The organism is Mesorhizobium sp. M0001, assembly GCF_040324255.1.
Classification (GTDB): domain Bacteria; phylum Pseudomonadota; class Alphaproteobacteria; order Rhizobiales; family Rhizobiaceae; genus Mesorhizobium.
On sequence record NZ_JAMYVS010000012.1, the window covers coordinates 44229 to 59015 of the forward strand.

General features: G+C 64.7%; 14 protein-coding genes. 6 read left to right on the forward strand and 8 right to left on the reverse strand.

Annotated features, from left to right (window positions below; all coding sequences use genetic code 11):
* Positions 1-362: 362 nt before the first annotated feature.
* From NKK50_RS25930 to NKK50_RS25945, 4 genes are all read right to left on the reverse strand, one after another.
* On the reverse strand, positions 363-1190 hold the full coding sequence (locus tag NKK50_RS25930; RefSeq protein WP_023685454.1) for a metal ABC transporter permease: 828 nt from the start codon (positions 1188-1190) through the stop codon (positions 363-365).
* Positions 1174-1968, reverse strand: a complete 795-nt coding sequence (locus tag NKK50_RS25935) for a metal ABC transporter ATP-binding protein (RefSeq protein WP_023685455.1) — start codon at positions 1966-1968, stop codon at positions 1174-1176. Before NKK50_RS25935 ends, NKK50_RS25930 begins: the two co-directional genes overlap by 17 nt.
* Positions 1969-1994: 26 nt before the next feature.
* Positions 1995-2876 (reverse strand): metal ABC transporter solute-binding protein, Zn/Mn family, encoded by an 882-nt coding sequence (locus NKK50_RS25940; RefSeq protein ID WP_023672495.1) that lies wholly within the window; start codon positions 2874-2876, stop codon positions 1995-1997.
* Between the two features lie 232 nt (positions 2877-3108).
* A complete protein-coding gene (locus NKK50_RS25945; protein WP_352500377.1) occupies positions 3109-4170 on the reverse strand; it encodes a maleylacetate reductase in 1062 nt (353 codons plus the stop codon).
* Between the two features lie 309 nt (positions 4171-4479).
* Here NKK50_RS25945 and NKK50_RS25950 point away from each other — a divergent pair, with 309 nt between their 5' ends.
* From NKK50_RS25950 to NKK50_RS25975, 6 genes are all read left to right on the forward strand, one after another.
* Positions 4480-5364 carry an AraC family transcriptional regulator gene (locus NKK50_RS25950; RefSeq protein ID WP_023672497.1) on the forward strand — a complete coding sequence of 295 codons (885 nt, stop codon included), beginning with the start codon at positions 4480-4482 and terminating at the stop codon, positions 5362-5364.
* A 228-nt stretch (positions 5365-5592) separates the two neighbouring features.
* A complete protein-coding gene (locus NKK50_RS25955; protein WP_023672498.1) occupies positions 5593-6657 on the forward strand; it encodes an ABC transporter substrate-binding protein in 1065 nt (354 codons plus the stop codon).
* Positions 6658-6809: 152 nt separating this feature from the next.
* The gene (locus NKK50_RS25960) at positions 6810-7634 is read left to right on the forward strand and encodes an ATP-binding cassette domain-containing protein (RefSeq protein ID WP_023715131.1); all 825 of its coding nucleotides are present in this window, start codon (positions 6810-6812) and stop codon (positions 7632-7634) included.
* A complete protein-coding gene (locus NKK50_RS25965) occupies positions 7631-8890 on the forward strand; it encodes a sugar ABC transporter permease (protein ID WP_023672500.1) in 1260 nt (419 codons plus the stop codon). Before NKK50_RS25960 ends, NKK50_RS25965 begins: the two co-directional genes overlap by 4 nt.
* Before the next feature lie 28 nt (positions 8891-8918).
* Positions 8919-9647 carry an SDR family oxidoreductase gene (locus NKK50_RS25970; RefSeq protein ID WP_023735452.1) on the forward strand — a complete coding sequence of 243 codons (729 nt, stop codon included), beginning with the start codon at positions 8919-8921 and terminating at the stop codon, positions 9645-9647.
* Positions 9648-9744: 97 nt separating this feature from the next.
* Positions 9745-11352: an FGGY-family carbohydrate kinase gene (locus tag NKK50_RS25975; RefSeq protein WP_023735451.1), complete on the forward strand. Its 1608-nt coding sequence runs from the start codon at positions 9745-9747 to the stop codon at positions 11350-11352.
* A 10-nt stretch (positions 11353-11362) separates the two neighbouring features.
* Here NKK50_RS25975 and NKK50_RS25980 read toward each other — a convergent pair whose 3' ends face one another.
* Genes NKK50_RS25980 through NKK50_RS25995 form a run of 4 tightly spaced genes read right to left on the reverse strand, consistent with a single transcriptional unit; the run spans position 11363 to position 14783 of the window.
* Positions 11363-12292 (reverse strand): phosphatidate cytidylyltransferase, encoded by a 930-nt coding sequence (locus NKK50_RS25980; protein ID WP_031201228.1) that lies wholly within the window; start codon positions 12290-12292, stop codon positions 11363-11365.
* Between the two features lie 39 nt (positions 12293-12331).
* Positions 12332-13000 carry a lysophospholipid acyltransferase family protein gene (locus tag NKK50_RS25985; protein WP_023672504.1) on the reverse strand — a complete coding sequence of 223 codons (669 nt, stop codon included), beginning with the start codon at positions 12998-13000 and terminating at the stop codon, positions 12332-12334.
* A 3-nt stretch (positions 13001-13003) separates the two neighbouring features.
* Positions 13004-13438, reverse strand: a complete 435-nt coding sequence (locus tag NKK50_RS25990) for a hypothetical protein (protein ID WP_023834519.1) — start codon at positions 13436-13438, stop codon at positions 13004-13006.
* A gap of 10 nt (positions 13439-13448) precedes the next feature.
* Positions 13449-14783, reverse strand: a complete 1335-nt coding sequence (locus tag NKK50_RS25995) for a phosphatase PAP2/dual specificity phosphatase family protein (RefSeq protein WP_031204366.1) — start codon at positions 14781-14783, stop codon at positions 13449-13451.
* Positions 14784-14787: the final 4 nt, after the last annotated feature.

A 14787-nucleotide genomic window follows, 5' to 3' on the forward strand; every position in this document is an offset into this window, starting at 1 on the left:
CGCCACGGCCATGGCGTGACCCATGGCTTGCTATACGCATGCAGCACCGCGGTCTGTCAACGCCGCCCGCAATGGCCGCGGGAGGTCCCTTTGGCGCCTCCCGGCCAGCTTTCCAGCCGGCCTCGCGCAAGCCATTCGCCGCTGCAAAATGCGCTTGAAATGGCGGTTTTCCGGGTGTTCCGGCCGCTCCGGAGCGGCCCTTTGGCGCGACAGAGGTCGCGATCTAGGCGATTGGATGAATTTGTCTTTCCCGGCTGAAACGTTTCAGGAGCCGGTTTGTAAACCTGACTTTTTTTGGGTGTATTTCCCTCACGTCAGTTTTGCACTCCAGCCGGCCCGATCGACCCGCCGGAGGGCAAGCCTCAGGGGCCGGCGTCGGCGCTCTGAGTCTCTCGGACCGACGGGCGCCGGACCATGCCGCTGACGACATAGGCCGCCGCGCCCAGCGCCGTGATCCAGAAGCTCGTCGGCCAGTCGGTCAGGAAGGCGAGCGTCAGGCTGATCCAGGCGATGATCACGGCAAGCGCGATGGACGTCAGCACGCCGGCTCCGACGCCGCTGGTAAGCCTGAGCGCGGTGGCTGCAGGCGCCACCATCAGCGCGAAGACGAGCAGCACGCCGACGATCTGCACCGCCTCGGACGTGGCGACGGCGACCAGCACCATGAACAGGGTCGAGACAAGAGTGAGGGGCACGCCGCGCGCTTCGGCGAGTTCCGGCTGCAGGCTGGCGAACAGCAGCGGCCGCGCGATCAGCAAAAGCGCGACAAGGATCGCCACCGCCAGCACCGCAAGCACGATAACGGTGCGCAGGCTGATGCCCAGCACATTGCCGAACAGCACGTTGGTCGCCTGCGAGGCGAAGGCGGTGTAGAAATGCAGGAACAGCAAGCCCAGGCCGAGCGACAGCGTCAAAACGATGCCGATGGCGACGTCGCGATGCGCGCGTTCGCCGAGCAGGCCGATGCCGATGCCGGCGGCGACGGTAAACACGGTGAGGCCGAGAAACGGCGACAGCCCGATCAGGCCGGCGCCGGTGGCGCCCGGAAAGCCGACATGGGAGAGCGCATGACCGGCGAAGGTCTGGCCCCGAAGCACGAGGAAATAGCCGACCGCGCCCGAAACGATGCCGACGATGGTGCAGGCATAGAAGGCGTTGCGCATGAATTCATAGTCAAAGATCGTGGACATGCGCCCCGCTCTCCAGTTCGACATCGTCGGCCATGACGAAGATGCGGCCGGCAACCCGCACCACATTGATATGCGTGCCGTAGAGTTTCGACAGCACCGGACCGCTGATGACCTCGTCGACGGAACCGATCGCCGCCTTGCGGTTGCCGAGATAGAGCACGCGGTCGACGGCGCGCAGCAGCGGGTTGATCTCGTGCGAGCAGAACAGCACGGCAATGCCGAGCCGTTCGCCGATCTGATGCACCAGGTCGATGATCGCGCGCTGATGGCCCGCATCGAGGCTGATCAGCGGCTCGTCGAGCAAAAGCAGTTGCGGATTGCCGATCAACGATTGCGCGATCAGGATGCGCTGGCGCTCGCCACCGGAAAGCTCGCCCAGCGGCCGCCGCGCAAGGTCGCCGGCGCCCACCTCTTCAAGAGCCTTCCACGCCGCCTCCTTCTCGGCAGCCGATGCGACGGGCCAGCCCCAGCGATGCCCGCCGGCGGCACTCAGCACGAAGTCGAGGCCGCTGACGCCGACATCGCCAAGCGCGCGCCGCGCCTGCGGCATATAGCCGATGTCGGCGTTGCCGCGCGTCGGCGATTTGCCAAGCACCGAAATGGCGCCGCCGGCCGGTTTGATCAGGCCGAGAATGGCGCGCAGCATCGTCGTCTTGCCGGCGCCATTGGCGCCGAGCAGGCCGACAAAGGCGCCTTGCGGTAGAGAAAAGGAGACGTCGGATAAAACCCGGCGTCCCCCATAGGTCAGCGTGACTTTGTCGAATTCGATTGCGTTCATTTAGTCACATTCATTCGCAGTCACGTTCATTGTGTGCGGGCGGCGAGCGCCTTCTGAACCGCGTCGATCTGGCCGCCGAACCAGGTCTGGATCGTCTGGCCCGCCGGTTCCGTCTCGGTGACGCCGATGACCGTGACCTTGTTCTGCCTGGCGATGTCGAGCAGCCTTGTCGTTGCCTCGTCGGTCACCTGCGAATTGTAGAACAGGATCTTGGCCGAGCCGTCCTTCAGGCTGTTTTCGAACGCCGCCACCTGCGTGGCGCTCGGCTCCGCATCGTTCATCAAGGCCACCTGGAAATCGTAGTTCAGCATCTTGAGACCGAGCGCTTCCGCCATGTAGCCGAAGACCGGCTCGGTAGCCGTCACCTCGGTGCCAGCGTACGTCTTCTTGACGTCGGCGATTTCCTTGTCAATGGCCTCGAGCGAGGTCTGGAATGCCTTCAGGTTCGCCTCGTAGTGCACCGCATTGGCCGGATCGCGTTTGGCAAGATCGGCGCTCAGCGCCTTGGCGATGGCCGGCAGCGTCGCCGGGTCGTACCACAGATGCGGGTTGTCGCCCGACTTCTTGCCGATCAGGTCGGCGGCGACGATGGTCGTGCGATCCTTGGCTGTCGAGGCCGACAGCAGCTTGTCCATCCACGGATCGTAGTCGGCGCCGTTGTAGATGACGATCTTGGCGTCGGCGATGGTGCGCGCCGTCGACGGGCTGGTCTCGAACAGATGCGGATCGTCGTCGGGATTGGCCAGGATGCTGGTGACCGTGACGTTGCTGCCGCCGATCTGGCGGGCAAGATCGCCATAGAAATTCTCGGCTGCCACGATGGTCAGCTTGTCTTCGGCGCGGGCAGCCGTGCCGGTCAAAAGCGGCACCGCGACGAGCAGCGCGGCGAGAAAGGGAATGCGACGCATCCGTGGTCTCCTTGCAGTCTGAAAGGTATGTCGCCGGAGAGGCGGGCTGTGTAACTGTATAACAGTAACAATATAACGTTTGCGTCGAAAATACGGCTGATGTCAATGGGCTTGTTGAGCCGCTCAGTTTTTCACGCGCACATATGCGTGAGCGGCCTGCGCCGATCAGGCGGAGCCACTCGTGGCGGTATCCTGATGAATTCGCGGCGGGTAAGTTCCTTGCTTGTTGCCGTCAGTTTTGCGGACGCCTTCCCTCCCACGCGTCCTGCAACAGGGCGCGGATTGCGGCGCGGTCGAAAGGCCGCGGATTCCAGTATGGGTTCCTGGTCGCGATCTCAGCGGCGCGGTCGAGATCGGCCTGCATGAGGCCGAGTTCTTTCAATGTAAGGGGCGCGCCGACCGCCTTGGCGAAATCGTGGAGACCGCCGCCCGCACTGCCGCCAAACAAGTCGGCGACCGGCTTCAACGAGTCGGGCACCGCGACGGCGTTGAAGCCGATCGTGTGCGGCAACATCACCGCATGGGTCTCGGCATGCGGCATGTCGAAAGAGCCGCCCAGCGTGTGACAGATCTTGTGATGCAGCGCCATGCCGACGGCGCCGAGCACCGTACCGCACAGCCAGGCGCCGTAAAGCGCATCGCTGCGTGCATCGATATTTCCAGGCTCCTTGGTCAACACCGGCAGCGCCGCCGTCATGGCGCGCAATCCTTCTTTCGCCATCAGGGTGGAAATCGGATGGCGATCCTGCGCGTAAAGCGCTTCGGCCGCGTGCGCCACGGCGTTGAGTCCTGACGCGACGCTCATCGCTATCGGCAGGCCGACGGTCAGCTCTGGATCGTAGATCACCACTTCCGGCAGGATCCTTGCGTCACGCATTGTGGTTTTTTCGCCGTTCTCGGTCTGACCGAGGATCGGCGTCACCTCCGAGCCGGCATAGGTGGTCGGGATGACGATCTGCGGCAGGTCGGTGCGCCAGGCGATCGCCTTGCCGAGACCGGTGGTAGAGCCGCCGCCAAGCGCGACAACGCAGTCAGCCTTGACCTCGGTCGCCTTGGCCATTGCCGTTTGGGTTACCTCGACCGGCGTGTGCATGGCGGCGCCCGAAAAGGTGCCGGCCGCCAGCGCGCCGAGGGACTTGGCAAGCGCCTCGCCGTCGGCAGCCCGATGCGGCGTCGACAGCACCAGCGCGCGATTGCAGCCGAGTTTTTCGATCCAGGTGCCCACCTCGGACGACGCGCCATTGCCGAAGACAATATGCGCAGGGCTGCCGGAGTAGGTGAACGTCCTTGTCATGCCGATCCGCTCCCTTTGCATATTGTCACTGTGACGGAGCCGAAATCGAGCGACCAGCTCTCGCCGCCGGCGACATCGTTTGCGTCGTCACCGTCTCGCAAGCGGGGCCTGATCTCTCCCGCGTACTCGCATACGTATCGCCTTGACCACAAAAACGTCAAAAAAGTATCAGTGAGGTGGACACACCGTGGTGGCGGCTGCATGAATTGCCGCCTAAGCTTCGATCACTGCAGAGAGCGGCAAACGCGGCCTGCGGGAGATGGCACTGCAACTGGTCGCATGACCGGACCGGCGCCGGGAGGAACTGACATGAATCCGGACTTGGAAGTCGTCCAGATCAGACGCGGCGAGTCGTTCAAGGCCTGGGCCCACGGCTACCCCTTCCACACGGTGCGCTGGCACTTCCACCCCGAATACGAAATCCATCACGTCGTCGCCACCACGGGCCATTATTTCGTCGGTGACTTCATCGGCGAGTTCGAGCCCGGCAATCTCGTGCTCACCGGCCCGAACCTGCCGCACAACTGGGTCAGCGACGTGCCGGCAGGCGCCAGCGTGCCGCTGCGCGGCCGCGTCGTGCAGTTCTCGCAAGAGTTCATTGCCGACGCCACCGCCGCGTTGCCGGAACTTGCCGGTTGTGAAAACATTCTCGAGCTCAGCCGCCGCGGCGCGCTGTTCTCCACCGCTACCGCCAAGCTCGCCGCACCTGTGCTGGCCGAACTGGTCGAGGCGCAAGGCGTTCGCCGCATCGCTTTGTTCATGGAGCTCATCGACATTCTGAGCCGCGCCGCCGATGTGCGGACGCTGACCAGCGCCAGCTATCTGCCGGATCCCTCAGGCTTCATGTCGGCCGGCGTCAACAAGGCGCTTGCCTATATCAACGCCAACCTGACCGAGCCGTTCAGCGAAAGCGATCTGGCGGCGATCGCCGGCCGCAGCCCGAGCGCGTTTTCGCGCAGCTTCCGCCGCCATACCGGCATGGCGCTGGTGCAGTATGTCAACCGGCTGCGCATCAACCTTGCCTGCCAGTTGCTGATGAGCGAGGCCGACATGCCGATCACCGAGATCTGCTATGCCGCCGGCTACAACAACATCTCGAATTTCAACCGCCAGTTCCTGACCCAGAAAGGCATGTCGCCTTCGCGCTTCAGGGCCCTGCTGGCGGAAAACATCAGCGCGGAGATTGCCGCCTAACAGGGAGGACCGGGAGGAGCCTAGACGTTTACTGAGGTAAGAACGCGGGGTGCGTTGGAGGCGCCCCGTGCTGGAGATCGCTTGTCCCGAAATCCAGGGATATCAAGGGGATGCGCAGCACGGATCAAGTGCTCCGTTGTTCCTCGCAACAGCCGACTGCAGTCAAGGCCCGGCGCCATGTGGTGTCCAGGGCTTCATGAAACCATTCCTTGAAACGGAGCTATCAAAATGACCAGATTTGCCTGGAAATCGACGGGAGCCATTGCGCTCACTCTGTCTCTTCTTGGCGGCACCGCTGCCTTTGCCGCCCCGGTTACCGACGCCACGGTCGCCTTCTTGATGCCCGACCAGGCCTCGACGCGCTACGAGCAGCACGACTATCCCGGCTTCGTCGCCGAGATGAAAAAACTCTGCCCCGGCTGCAAGGTGATCTACCAGAACGCCGATGCCGACGCCTCGCGCCAGCAGCAGCAGTTCAACTCGGTAATCTCGCAGGGCGCCAAGGCGATCGTGCTTGACCCTGTCGACTCGACCGCCGCCGCCTCGCTGGTCAAGCTGGCGCAGAGCCAGGGCGTCAAGGTCATCGCCTATGATCGCCCGATCCCGACTGCACCTGCCGACTTCTACGTCTCGTTCAACAATGAAGGCATCGGCAAGGCCATTGCCGACTCGCTCGTCGAACACCTCAAGGCGCTGAAGGTCGACCCGGCCAGCGGCGGCCTGCTGCAGATCAACGGATCGCCGACCGACGCGGCCGCAGGGCTGATCAAGAAGGGCATCCATTCCAGCCTCGACAACAGCGGCTACAAGATCCTTGCCGAATACGACACGCCGGAATGGGCGCCGCCGAAGGCGCAGCAATGGGCAAGCGGCCAGATCACCCGCTTCTCCACGCAGATCGTCGGCGTCGTTGCGGCCAATGACGGCACCGGTGGTGGCGCCATCGCCGCTTTCAAGGCCGCCGGTGTCGATCCGGTGCCGCCGGTGACCGGCAACGACGCGACGATCGCCGCACTGCAGCTGATCATCGCCGGCGATCAGTACAACACCATCTCCAAGCCGAGCGAGATCGTTGCGGCGGCTGCCGCCAACGTCGCCGTCCAGCTTCTGTCGGGCGAGACGCCGAAGGCCGAAATGACCCTCTACGACACTCCTTCGCAGCTGTTCACGCCGGCGGTGGTGACGCAGGAAAACCTAAAGGCCGAGATCATCGACAAGAAGATCAACACCGCCGAAGAGCTTTGCGTCGACCGCTACGCCGAAGGTTGCAAGAAGCTCGGCATTACAAAGTGACAATGCAGGTCGCCCAAAAGTGCGCAGCGGTTTTGGGATAACGACATGCATAAAAGGATGACCTAGAATCCTGATCCTGCTTTCCGGCCGCCCTTGCGGTGGCCGGAAGTTCGCAGTCACTCTTGACCGCCCATCCGGAAAGGTTTGCCACCATGTCTGACATCTCTGACGGACCGGTTTCGGCAGGCGAGCTGGTGCTCAGCCTGCGCGGCATCTCGAAGAATTTCGGCGCCGTTTCGGCGCTCACCGATATCGATCTCGATGTCCATGCCGGCGAGGTGGTGGCGCTGGTCGGCGACAATGGCGCCGGCAAGTCGACGCTGGTCAAGATTCTGGCCGGCGTCCACCAGCCGAGCTCGGGCACCATCAATTTCCGCGGCAGGCAAGTGACGATGCCCGACCCGAGCGCCGCGCTGACGCTCGGCATCGCCACCGTCTTCCAGGATCTCGCACTGTGCGAAAACCTCGACGTCGTCGCCAACATCTTTCTCGGCAAGGAGATCAACCCGCTGCGGCTGGACGAGGTGGCGATGGAAATTCGCGCCTGGACGCTGCTCAACGAATTGTCGGCGCGTATTCCAAGCGTCCGCGAGGCGGTCGCCTCGCTGTCCGGCGGCCAGCGCCAGACCGTGGCGATCGCCCGCTCGCTGCTGCTCGACCCCAAGGTCATCCTGCTCGACGAGCCGACCGCCGCTCTTGGCGTCGCCCAGACGGCGGAAGTGCTGAACCTCATCGACCGGGTGCGCGAGCGTGGGCTCGGCGTGCTGATGATTAGTCACAATATGGAGGACGTGCGCGCCGTCGCCGACCGCATAGTCGTGCTCAGGCTCGGCCGCAACAACGGCGTCTTCGAACCCGACGCCTCGAACCAGGAACTGGTCAGCGCCATCACCGGCGCCGCCAACAATGCAGTGTCGCGCCGCGCCGAACGGCGCAAGGCCGCCGAACAAGCGAACAATCAGGAGCAGCGGCCATGAGCGCGGAGCCCAAGCAGGACACCTCCTCGTCGACGGCCCTCGACCGCAGCGACGTGCGCGTCAAGCACCAGGCCGGCGTTGGTGGCGCCATCAGCGCCTTCTTCGACCGCGTCCGCTCCGGCGACCTCGGCTCGTTGCCGGTCATCGTCGGCCTGGTCATCATCTGGAGCGTGTTCACCGCCCTCAATCCGGTCTTCGTCTCGTCGAGCAATCTGGTCAATCTCCTGTTCGACTGCTCGACCGTCGGCGTCATCGCGCTCGGCATCGTCTGTGTGCTGATGGTCGGTGAGATCGACCTGTCGGTCGGCTCGATCAGCGGCTTTGCCTCGGCCATGGTAGGCACGCTGTGGGTCAACCAGGGCTGGCCGGTGGCGCTCGCCATCCTCGCCGCAATTGCCGTCGGCGGTTTCATCGGCGCGCTCTATGCCTTGCTGTTCAACCGGCTCGGCATGCCAAGCTTCGTCTCGACGCTCGCCGGCCTGCTCGCCGTGCTCGGCCTGCAGCTGTATATTCTGGGCTCCACCGGCTCGATCAATCTGCCCTATGGCTCGAACCTGGTGAATTTCGGCCAGTTGCTGGTCATGCCGGACTGGCTGTCCTATGCACTGGCGGCATTGCCCGGCATCGTCATGCTGATCAGCGGCCTGCGCACCGTCAGCCGCCGCCGGGCCGTCAATTTGTCGGCGCCGTCTGTCGGCGGCCTCATCGTGCGCGTCGCCGCCCTGACCATCCTGCTCGAACTGATCGTCGGCTATCTCAACCAGGCGCGCGGCATACCGTGGATGTTCGGCCTGTTCGTCGGCCTGGTGGTGGCGATGAACTATGCGCTGACCCGCACCCAATGGGGCCGCTCGATGACCGCCGTCGGCGGCAACCGCGAAGCGGCGCGCCGCGCCGGCATCAAGGTGCGCTCGATCTACCTCAGCGCCTTCGTCATGTGCTCGATGTTCGCCGCCCTTGGCGGCGTGCTGTCGGCGGCGCGGCTGGCCTCTGCCAGCCAGCAGGCCGGCACCGGCGACGTCAACCTCAACGCCATTGCGGCGGCGGTCATAGGCGGCACCAGCCTGTTTGGCGGCCGTGGCAGCGCCTATTCCGCGCTGCTCGGGATCATCGTCATCCAGTCGATCGCCAGCGGGCTGACCTTGCTCGATCTGTCATCGTCGCTTCGCTACATGATCACCGGCGCCGTTCTGGCAATTGCGGTCATCGTCGACTCCCTGGCACGCCGCTCGCGGGTTTCCCACGGCCGCGCCTGAACGCAACCGCAATCGATACGAGGATAGAATGGCTCAGGATTTGAGTGGAAAGGTCGCGGCGATCACCGGCGCCGCGTCGGGCATAGGCCTGGAATGCGCGAGAGCGCTGATTGCCGCCGGCGTTCGCGTTGTGCTCGTCGACCGCGCCGCCGACGCGCTGAAAAGCGTCTGCACCGAACTCGGTCCCAACGCGATCCCGCTGGTGATCGATCTGATGGAGCCGGCCAGCGTCGCGACGATGATGCCGCAAATCCTGGACAAGGCCGGCCAGCTCGATATCTTCCACGCCAATGCCGGCGCCTATGTCGGAGGCCCGGTGCTCGAAGGCGACCCCGATGTGTGGGACCGCATGCTGAACCTCAACATCAACGCGGTGTTCCGTTCCATACACGCCGTGCTTCCGCATATGGTCGAACGAAAGACCGGCGACATCATCGTGACGTCCTCGATCGCCGGACTGGTGCCGGTGGTCTGGGAGCCGATCTACACCGCCTCCAAGCATGCCGTGCAGGCCTTCGTCCACACGGTGCGCCGGCAGGTCGCCCCGCACGGCCTGCGCCTCGGCGCGGTGCAGCCGGGGCCGGTGGTGACAGCGCTGATCAGCGACTGGCCGAAGGACAAGCTTGAGGATGAACTGGCCAAGGGCGGCCTGATTCAACCGGTCGAGGTCGCCGAAGCCGTGCTGTTCATGCTGACTAGGCCGAGAAATGTCACTATCCGGGATCTGGTGATCCTGCCGCAGAGCAATGATTTGTGAGGCAGTAGGCATTAGGCAGTAGGGAATGGGGAGAGGCTCTTGCAACTGGCCGTTCACTGCTGACCATCTCGCCTACTGCCTAACTTCTGAGGTTCCCATGTCCCACTTCCTCGGCATCGATGTCGGCACTGGCAGTGCCAGGGCGGGGGTATTCGACAGCAAGGGCACCATGCTTGCCTCGGCGAAGCGCGACATCGCTCTGTTCATCGAGCCCGGCGAAATCGCCGAACAGTCGAGCGAGGACATCTGGCGTGCGGTTTGCGCCAGCGTGCGCGAGGCGGTGACCAAGTCGGGGCTCGCTGGGCGCGACATTGCTGGCATCGGCTTCGACGCCACCTGTTCGCTGGTCGTGGTCGGCAAGGACGGCGCGCCGTTGCAGGTCGGCAGTTCCGGCGACAGTCAGCGCAACATCATCGTCTGGATGGATCACCGCGCGCTCGACCAGGCGCAGCGCATCAATGCCGGCAAGCACGCCGTGCTCGACTATGTCGGCGGCACCATCTCGCCGGAAATGGAAACGCCGAAGCTGCTGTGGCTGCGCGAGAACCTGCCCGCCACCTTCGATGCGGCCGAGCATTTCTTCGACCTGACGGACTATCTGACCTGGCGCTCAACCGGCAGCCTGGCGCGCTCGATCTGCACGCTGACCTGCAAATGGACCTATCTCGGTCATGAGCGGCGCTGGGACGATGCCTATTTCCGTGCCATCGGCCTCGGCGCGCTCGCCGATGAAGGCTTTGCCCGCATCGGCACCGAAATCGTCGAAGGCGGCACGGCACTTGCCCAAGGCCTGACTGAGGCCGCCGCGGCCGATCTCGGCCTGCTGCCGGGAACGCCGGTTGCGGCCGGCCTGATCGATGCCCATGCCGGCGGCGTCGGCACGGTTGGCGGGCAGGGCTCGGTCGGCACCTTGCAGTCGCGCATGGCCTATGTGTTCGGCACTTCGGCCTGCACCATGGCCAGCACCAGCGAGCCGGCCTTCGTGCCCGGCGTCTGGGGCCCGTATTTTTCCTCGATGGTGCCGGGGCTTTGGCTCAATGAAGGCGGGCAATCGGCGGCGGGTGCTGCAATCGACCACCTCGTCGCTTTCCATCCGGCCACGGCTGAGGCATCCGCAAAAGCCAAGGCGGAAGGTCTCGGCCTGACCGCTTGGCTTGGTCAGCAGGCGGCGAAGCAGTCCGCCGACCTGTCCGCCGTAGCGCACCTGGCCGATGGACTGCATGTCGTGCCGGAATTCCTCGGCAACCGCTCGCCCTTCGCCGATCCCGAGTCCAAGGCCTTGATCGCCGGGCTTGGCATGGACACGTCCCTCGACAGTCTGGTCGCGCTCTATGTCGCCGGCCTGCTGGGCATCGGCTACGGCGTGCGCCAGATCCTTGCGGCGATGGCCAACAAAGGCATTGCCATCGACACCATCGTCGTCAGCGGCGGTGCCGCGCAAAGCGCGCTGGTACGTCAGCTTTTGGCCGACACCACAGGCCTGACCGTCGCCGGTTCGACCTCGCCCGAACCGGTGCTGCTCGGCTCGTCCATATTGGCGGCGGTGGCGGCGCAAAAATATCCCGATGTGATCGCGGCGATGACCGGCATGTCGCGCATCGGCGACATCTATCGCCCGGCCGGTGGCGACCTCGTGCCCTGGCACGACAAGCGCTTCGCCGCCTTCGAATTGCTGCAGCAGGCAGGCCGCGCCATCCGCGATTGAACGGCTTAGCTCACGTCCAGAAATAGCGGACGATGTGGAAGAACACCGGTGCGGCGAAGACCAGGCTGTCGGCGCGGTCCATCATGCCGCCGTGACCCTCGATCAGGTGACCCCAGTCCTTGACGCCCTGGTCGCGCTTGATCGCCGACGCCACCAGCCCGCCGAGGAACCCCATCAGGCAGGCGATGAAGGCGACGCCTGCCGCCGCGAGCGGCGAGAACGGCGTCAGGAACGACAGCAGCGCGCCGAGCAGGCTCGATGACACCAGCCCGCCGATCAGCCCTTCCCAAGTCTTTGATGGCGAAACGGACGGCGACAAAAAATGCCGGCCGAACAGCTTGCCGAAAATGTATTGCAGCACGTCGCTGCCTTGCACGGTGATGATCAGGAAGGCGATGAGCAGGAGGTTGCGGCCCTCGAAACCGGGCACGTTGAGCGTCAGCAGCGCCGGCACATGGCTGACGCAGTAGACCGAGATCATGACCGCCCATTGCTGCGCGGACACGCGCTCGAGGAAGCGCTCGGTGTCGCCGTTGAGCGCGGTGATCGCCGGCATCAAGAGGAAGCAGTAGACGGGGATGAAGATGGTGAACAGCCCGTACCAGGCGGTCCACACCAGCCAGTACTGGAAGGGAATGATGATGCCGAACATGCCGAGCAGCACCCAGTGGTCGCTGCGCCGGCTGTGCGTCAGCGTCACGAACTCGCGCAGCGCGGCAAACGAGATCAGCGCAAACAGGATGGTCATGCCGGTGCGGCCGAAGAAGAAGGCGACGGTGATCGCCAGCACCATCACCCACCAGGCGTTGATGCGCTGGTTCAAGTTGACGAGCGTCGAGGGCAGCGGCTTCGGCGCCCGCCATGAGAGGATACCGGCAACGATGCTCGCCATGGTGAGCACGCAGATCAGGCCGGCCAGCAGGATGACGGTTTCATGCATTGGCGGCAGTGTCATACGAAGTCTCTTTGCCTGGTCATGCTAGTGGTCCCGATCGGGACGCGGGTTGAGCGACAGCAGCGTCTGGCGCGCGCGCTCGAGGAAGGTGCGGCGTTCTTCGCCGGGCGCGATCGCCACCGGCGGACCAAAGACGACGCGGCACAGAAGCGGCACCGGCAGGAACTGGCCCTTGGGCAGCACGCGCGACATGTTCTCGATCCAGCACGGGATGAGTTCGACATCGGGCCGCGCCATCGACAGATTGTAGAGGCCGGAGCGGAACGGCAGCAGATCCGCCTCCGTCGTGTTGCGAGTGCCTTCGGGAAACAGGATCAGCGAGTGGCCGTCGTCGAGCACCGACAGCATGATCGAGATCGGGTGTTGCGTTTCGTCGGTCCACTGCCGGTGGATGAGCACGGACGACAGCATGTCCTGCGCGATGAAGCGGCGCAGCCGCGACTTGCCCCAATATTCGGCCGCCGCGATCGCATGGGTGCGGGCGCGCACCTTCTCGCTCAGACAGGCCGACAGCAGGATGAAATCGCCATGGCTGGCATGATTGGCGAAGTAGATGCGCTGCCGCTCCGACGGCTGGCTGCCGTTCCAGATTGGCCTGACGCCGGTTACCACCCAGGCCGCCGCCGACAGGCCGACCGAGGTCACCGTCTGCAGCAAGGTGAAGGTGTTGGCGCGCAGGTGAAGTTTTGTCATGGCTCAAACAAATGCTGCGAAAAGGGATGCCGCAGCAAACATGGCGAGCGCCATGCGCTGCCTTGTCAGCAGGCGGCGCGTGCCTGCCATGCGACGGTCGAGCGAGCGGCCGCCGGCAGCGGTGGGCTTCAGGCGCATGCGCGTCAGCACGTCGTCGACCGCAGCACCGCCGGCGGCCTCGCTGGCGTGGCTTGCCATCAGCCGGAACAGCAGCGCATCGAACAAAAGCAAGGCCGAAAGAGCCAGCGTGGCCACGGCGCTCGCCGCCGCGACCAGCCAGGCCGCCGCGGACAGCGCTGTCGTCTGCGGTCCGGCCACCAGGCCGATGACCGGCGCTGCCATCACAGCCGCGACCACCAGCAGGATCGGCCACACCGCCTGCACCATCAGCCCGGCGGCGAATATTTCGGCCTTCTCGGGAAAATTCTCGCCACTCATGCCGGCCAACTCATGTCGGTTCTTCCAGCCCCGGTTCTTCCAGCCCGATCTGAAGATGCACGGGCCGGCCCAATGCGGCGAGTTTCCTGCGCGCCTGCGCGGCAGTGTGCGAGCGTCCGGTCACAACCAGCCAGTCGGCGACGACGGCTGCACTGCGCTGGAAGCCGAGCGCGCAGCAGACCAGCACGGTGCCGCGCCGGCGCGCCAGCTCGATCGCCGCCACCGCTCGCTCCAGCCTGTCGTGAGGCGGCGCCACGAGGTCGAGCATCGCGTAGCTGATCCAGCGGCAGGTCACGCCGCGCGGCCGTTCCATCTCGCCGGCAAGGTCGATCACTGTGCCGAAGCGGTTGGCCTCGTCGGCACTCGGAAACCGGCCGAGGAAAACACCGTCGGTGATCTCCGCTTGCGGCGCCAGTTGGCGGGTCCATACCCACACATTGATCCGGGCGCCAAGCCGGTAGGGCAGGAGCAGGATACGGTTGGCCAGTGAGACGCTACCATCGGCTGCCTTCTGGAACACTTTGGCCCCGGCCCCAGCATAGGCGAAGGCGACGATGGCCAGCGCCAATGCCGGCCACAACAGGATGAGAAAATCGGCGGAGACCAACGCGCCCTCGGCAGCGCCGGCCAGGGCAAGGGCCGCCCCCAGCCCGTAATAACCCGCCAGCCGCCGCGCCCTTGGGTCGGCGGTCAACCGAAAACCCCAGAATGGCAGCTCGCCCTTGGACGGAAACAGCCACAGCGCAAACAGGCCGAGCAGGGCGCCGGTCGGAATGTCGATGAAATGATGCTGCCAGGTCGTCAGCACCGAGGCGCCGATGAGAAAACACCAGACGTGCCAGAGGGGGCGGAGAATGCCGCCGAGACGGTGACGTGCCAGAACGTGACGCCAATGGTCCCAAATGATCACCAGCAGCGCGATGTGCAGGGACGGCGCTTGGTTGAACGGCTTGTCGAAACCACCGAGCACCGCAAACAGGAAACCCGGCAGGCCGGTGGTTGCCGGCCGCACGAAGGTCGCCGTCAGCGGGAACGCGATGAAGCAGGCGACGGCAATGATCTGCGCCGAGAGATAGCGGCCGGCGAGCCGGTCGACACCGCGCCTGGTCGTGTTGAGCAGCAACGATAGGCCGTAGAACAGATTGATCGACCAATAGGGCACGATCGTCCAGGCGACGAACGGGACGGCGTGCTCCCAAGCGTAGACGATGCTGCCGACATGGTCGCGCCGCGATGCCAGCCAGTTGGCAAAGCCATAGGTCGAATAGAAGAATGGCGCCAGCAGCGCCAACCAAAGGGCGGCCCTCAGCACGATACCCAAATTGTGTTCCCGAGCCGGGGCCATGGTC

Coding starts and splice junctions, on each gene's coding strand:
- NKK50_RS25930 (WP_023685454.1), bottom strand. CDS start 1,190: ATGTCCACGATCTTTGACTATGAATTCATGCGCAACGCCTTCTATGCC.
- NKK50_RS25935 (WP_023685455.1), bottom strand. CDS start 1,968: ATGAACGCAATCGAATTCGACAAAGTCACGCTGACCTATGGGGGACGC.
- NKK50_RS25940 (WP_023672495.1), bottom strand. CDS start 2,876: ATGCGTCGCATTCCCTTTCTCGCCGCGCTGCTCGTCGCGGTGCCGCTT.
- NKK50_RS25945 (WP_352500377.1), bottom strand. CDS start 4,170: ATGACAAGGACGTTCACCTACTCCGGCAGCCCTGCGCATATTGTCTTC.
- NKK50_RS25950 (WP_023672497.1), top strand. CDS start 4,480: ATGAATCCGGACTTGGAAGTCGTCCAGATCAGACGCGGCGAGTCGTTC.
- NKK50_RS25955 (WP_023672498.1), top strand. CDS start 5,593: ATGACCAGATTTGCCTGGAAATCGACGGGAGCCATTGCGCTCACTCTG.
- NKK50_RS25960 (WP_023715131.1), top strand. CDS start 6,810: ATGTCTGACATCTCTGACGGACCGGTTTCGGCAGGCGAGCTGGTGCTC.
- NKK50_RS25965 (WP_023672500.1), top strand. CDS start 7,631: ATGAGCGCGGAGCCCAAGCAGGACACCTCCTCGTCGACGGCCCTCGAC.
- NKK50_RS25970 (WP_023735452.1), top strand. CDS start 8,919: ATGGCTCAGGATTTGAGTGGAAAGGTCGCGGCGATCACCGGCGCCGCG.
- NKK50_RS25975 (WP_023735451.1), top strand. CDS start 9,745: ATGTCCCACTTCCTCGGCATCGATGTCGGCACTGGCAGTGCCAGGGCG.
- NKK50_RS25980 (WP_031201228.1), bottom strand. CDS start 12,292: ATGCATGAAACCGTCATCCTGCTGGCCGGCCTGATCTGCGTGCTCACC.
- NKK50_RS25985 (WP_023672504.1), bottom strand. CDS start 13,000: ATGACAAAACTTCACCTGCGCGCCAACACCTTCACCTTGCTGCAGACG.
- NKK50_RS25990 (WP_023834519.1), bottom strand. CDS start 13,438: ATGAGTGGCGAGAATTTTCCCGAGAAGGCCGAAATATTCGCCGCCGGG.
- NKK50_RS25995 (WP_031204366.1), bottom strand. CDS start 14,783: ATGGCCCCGGCTCGGGAACACAATTTGGGTATCGTGCTGAGGGCCGCC.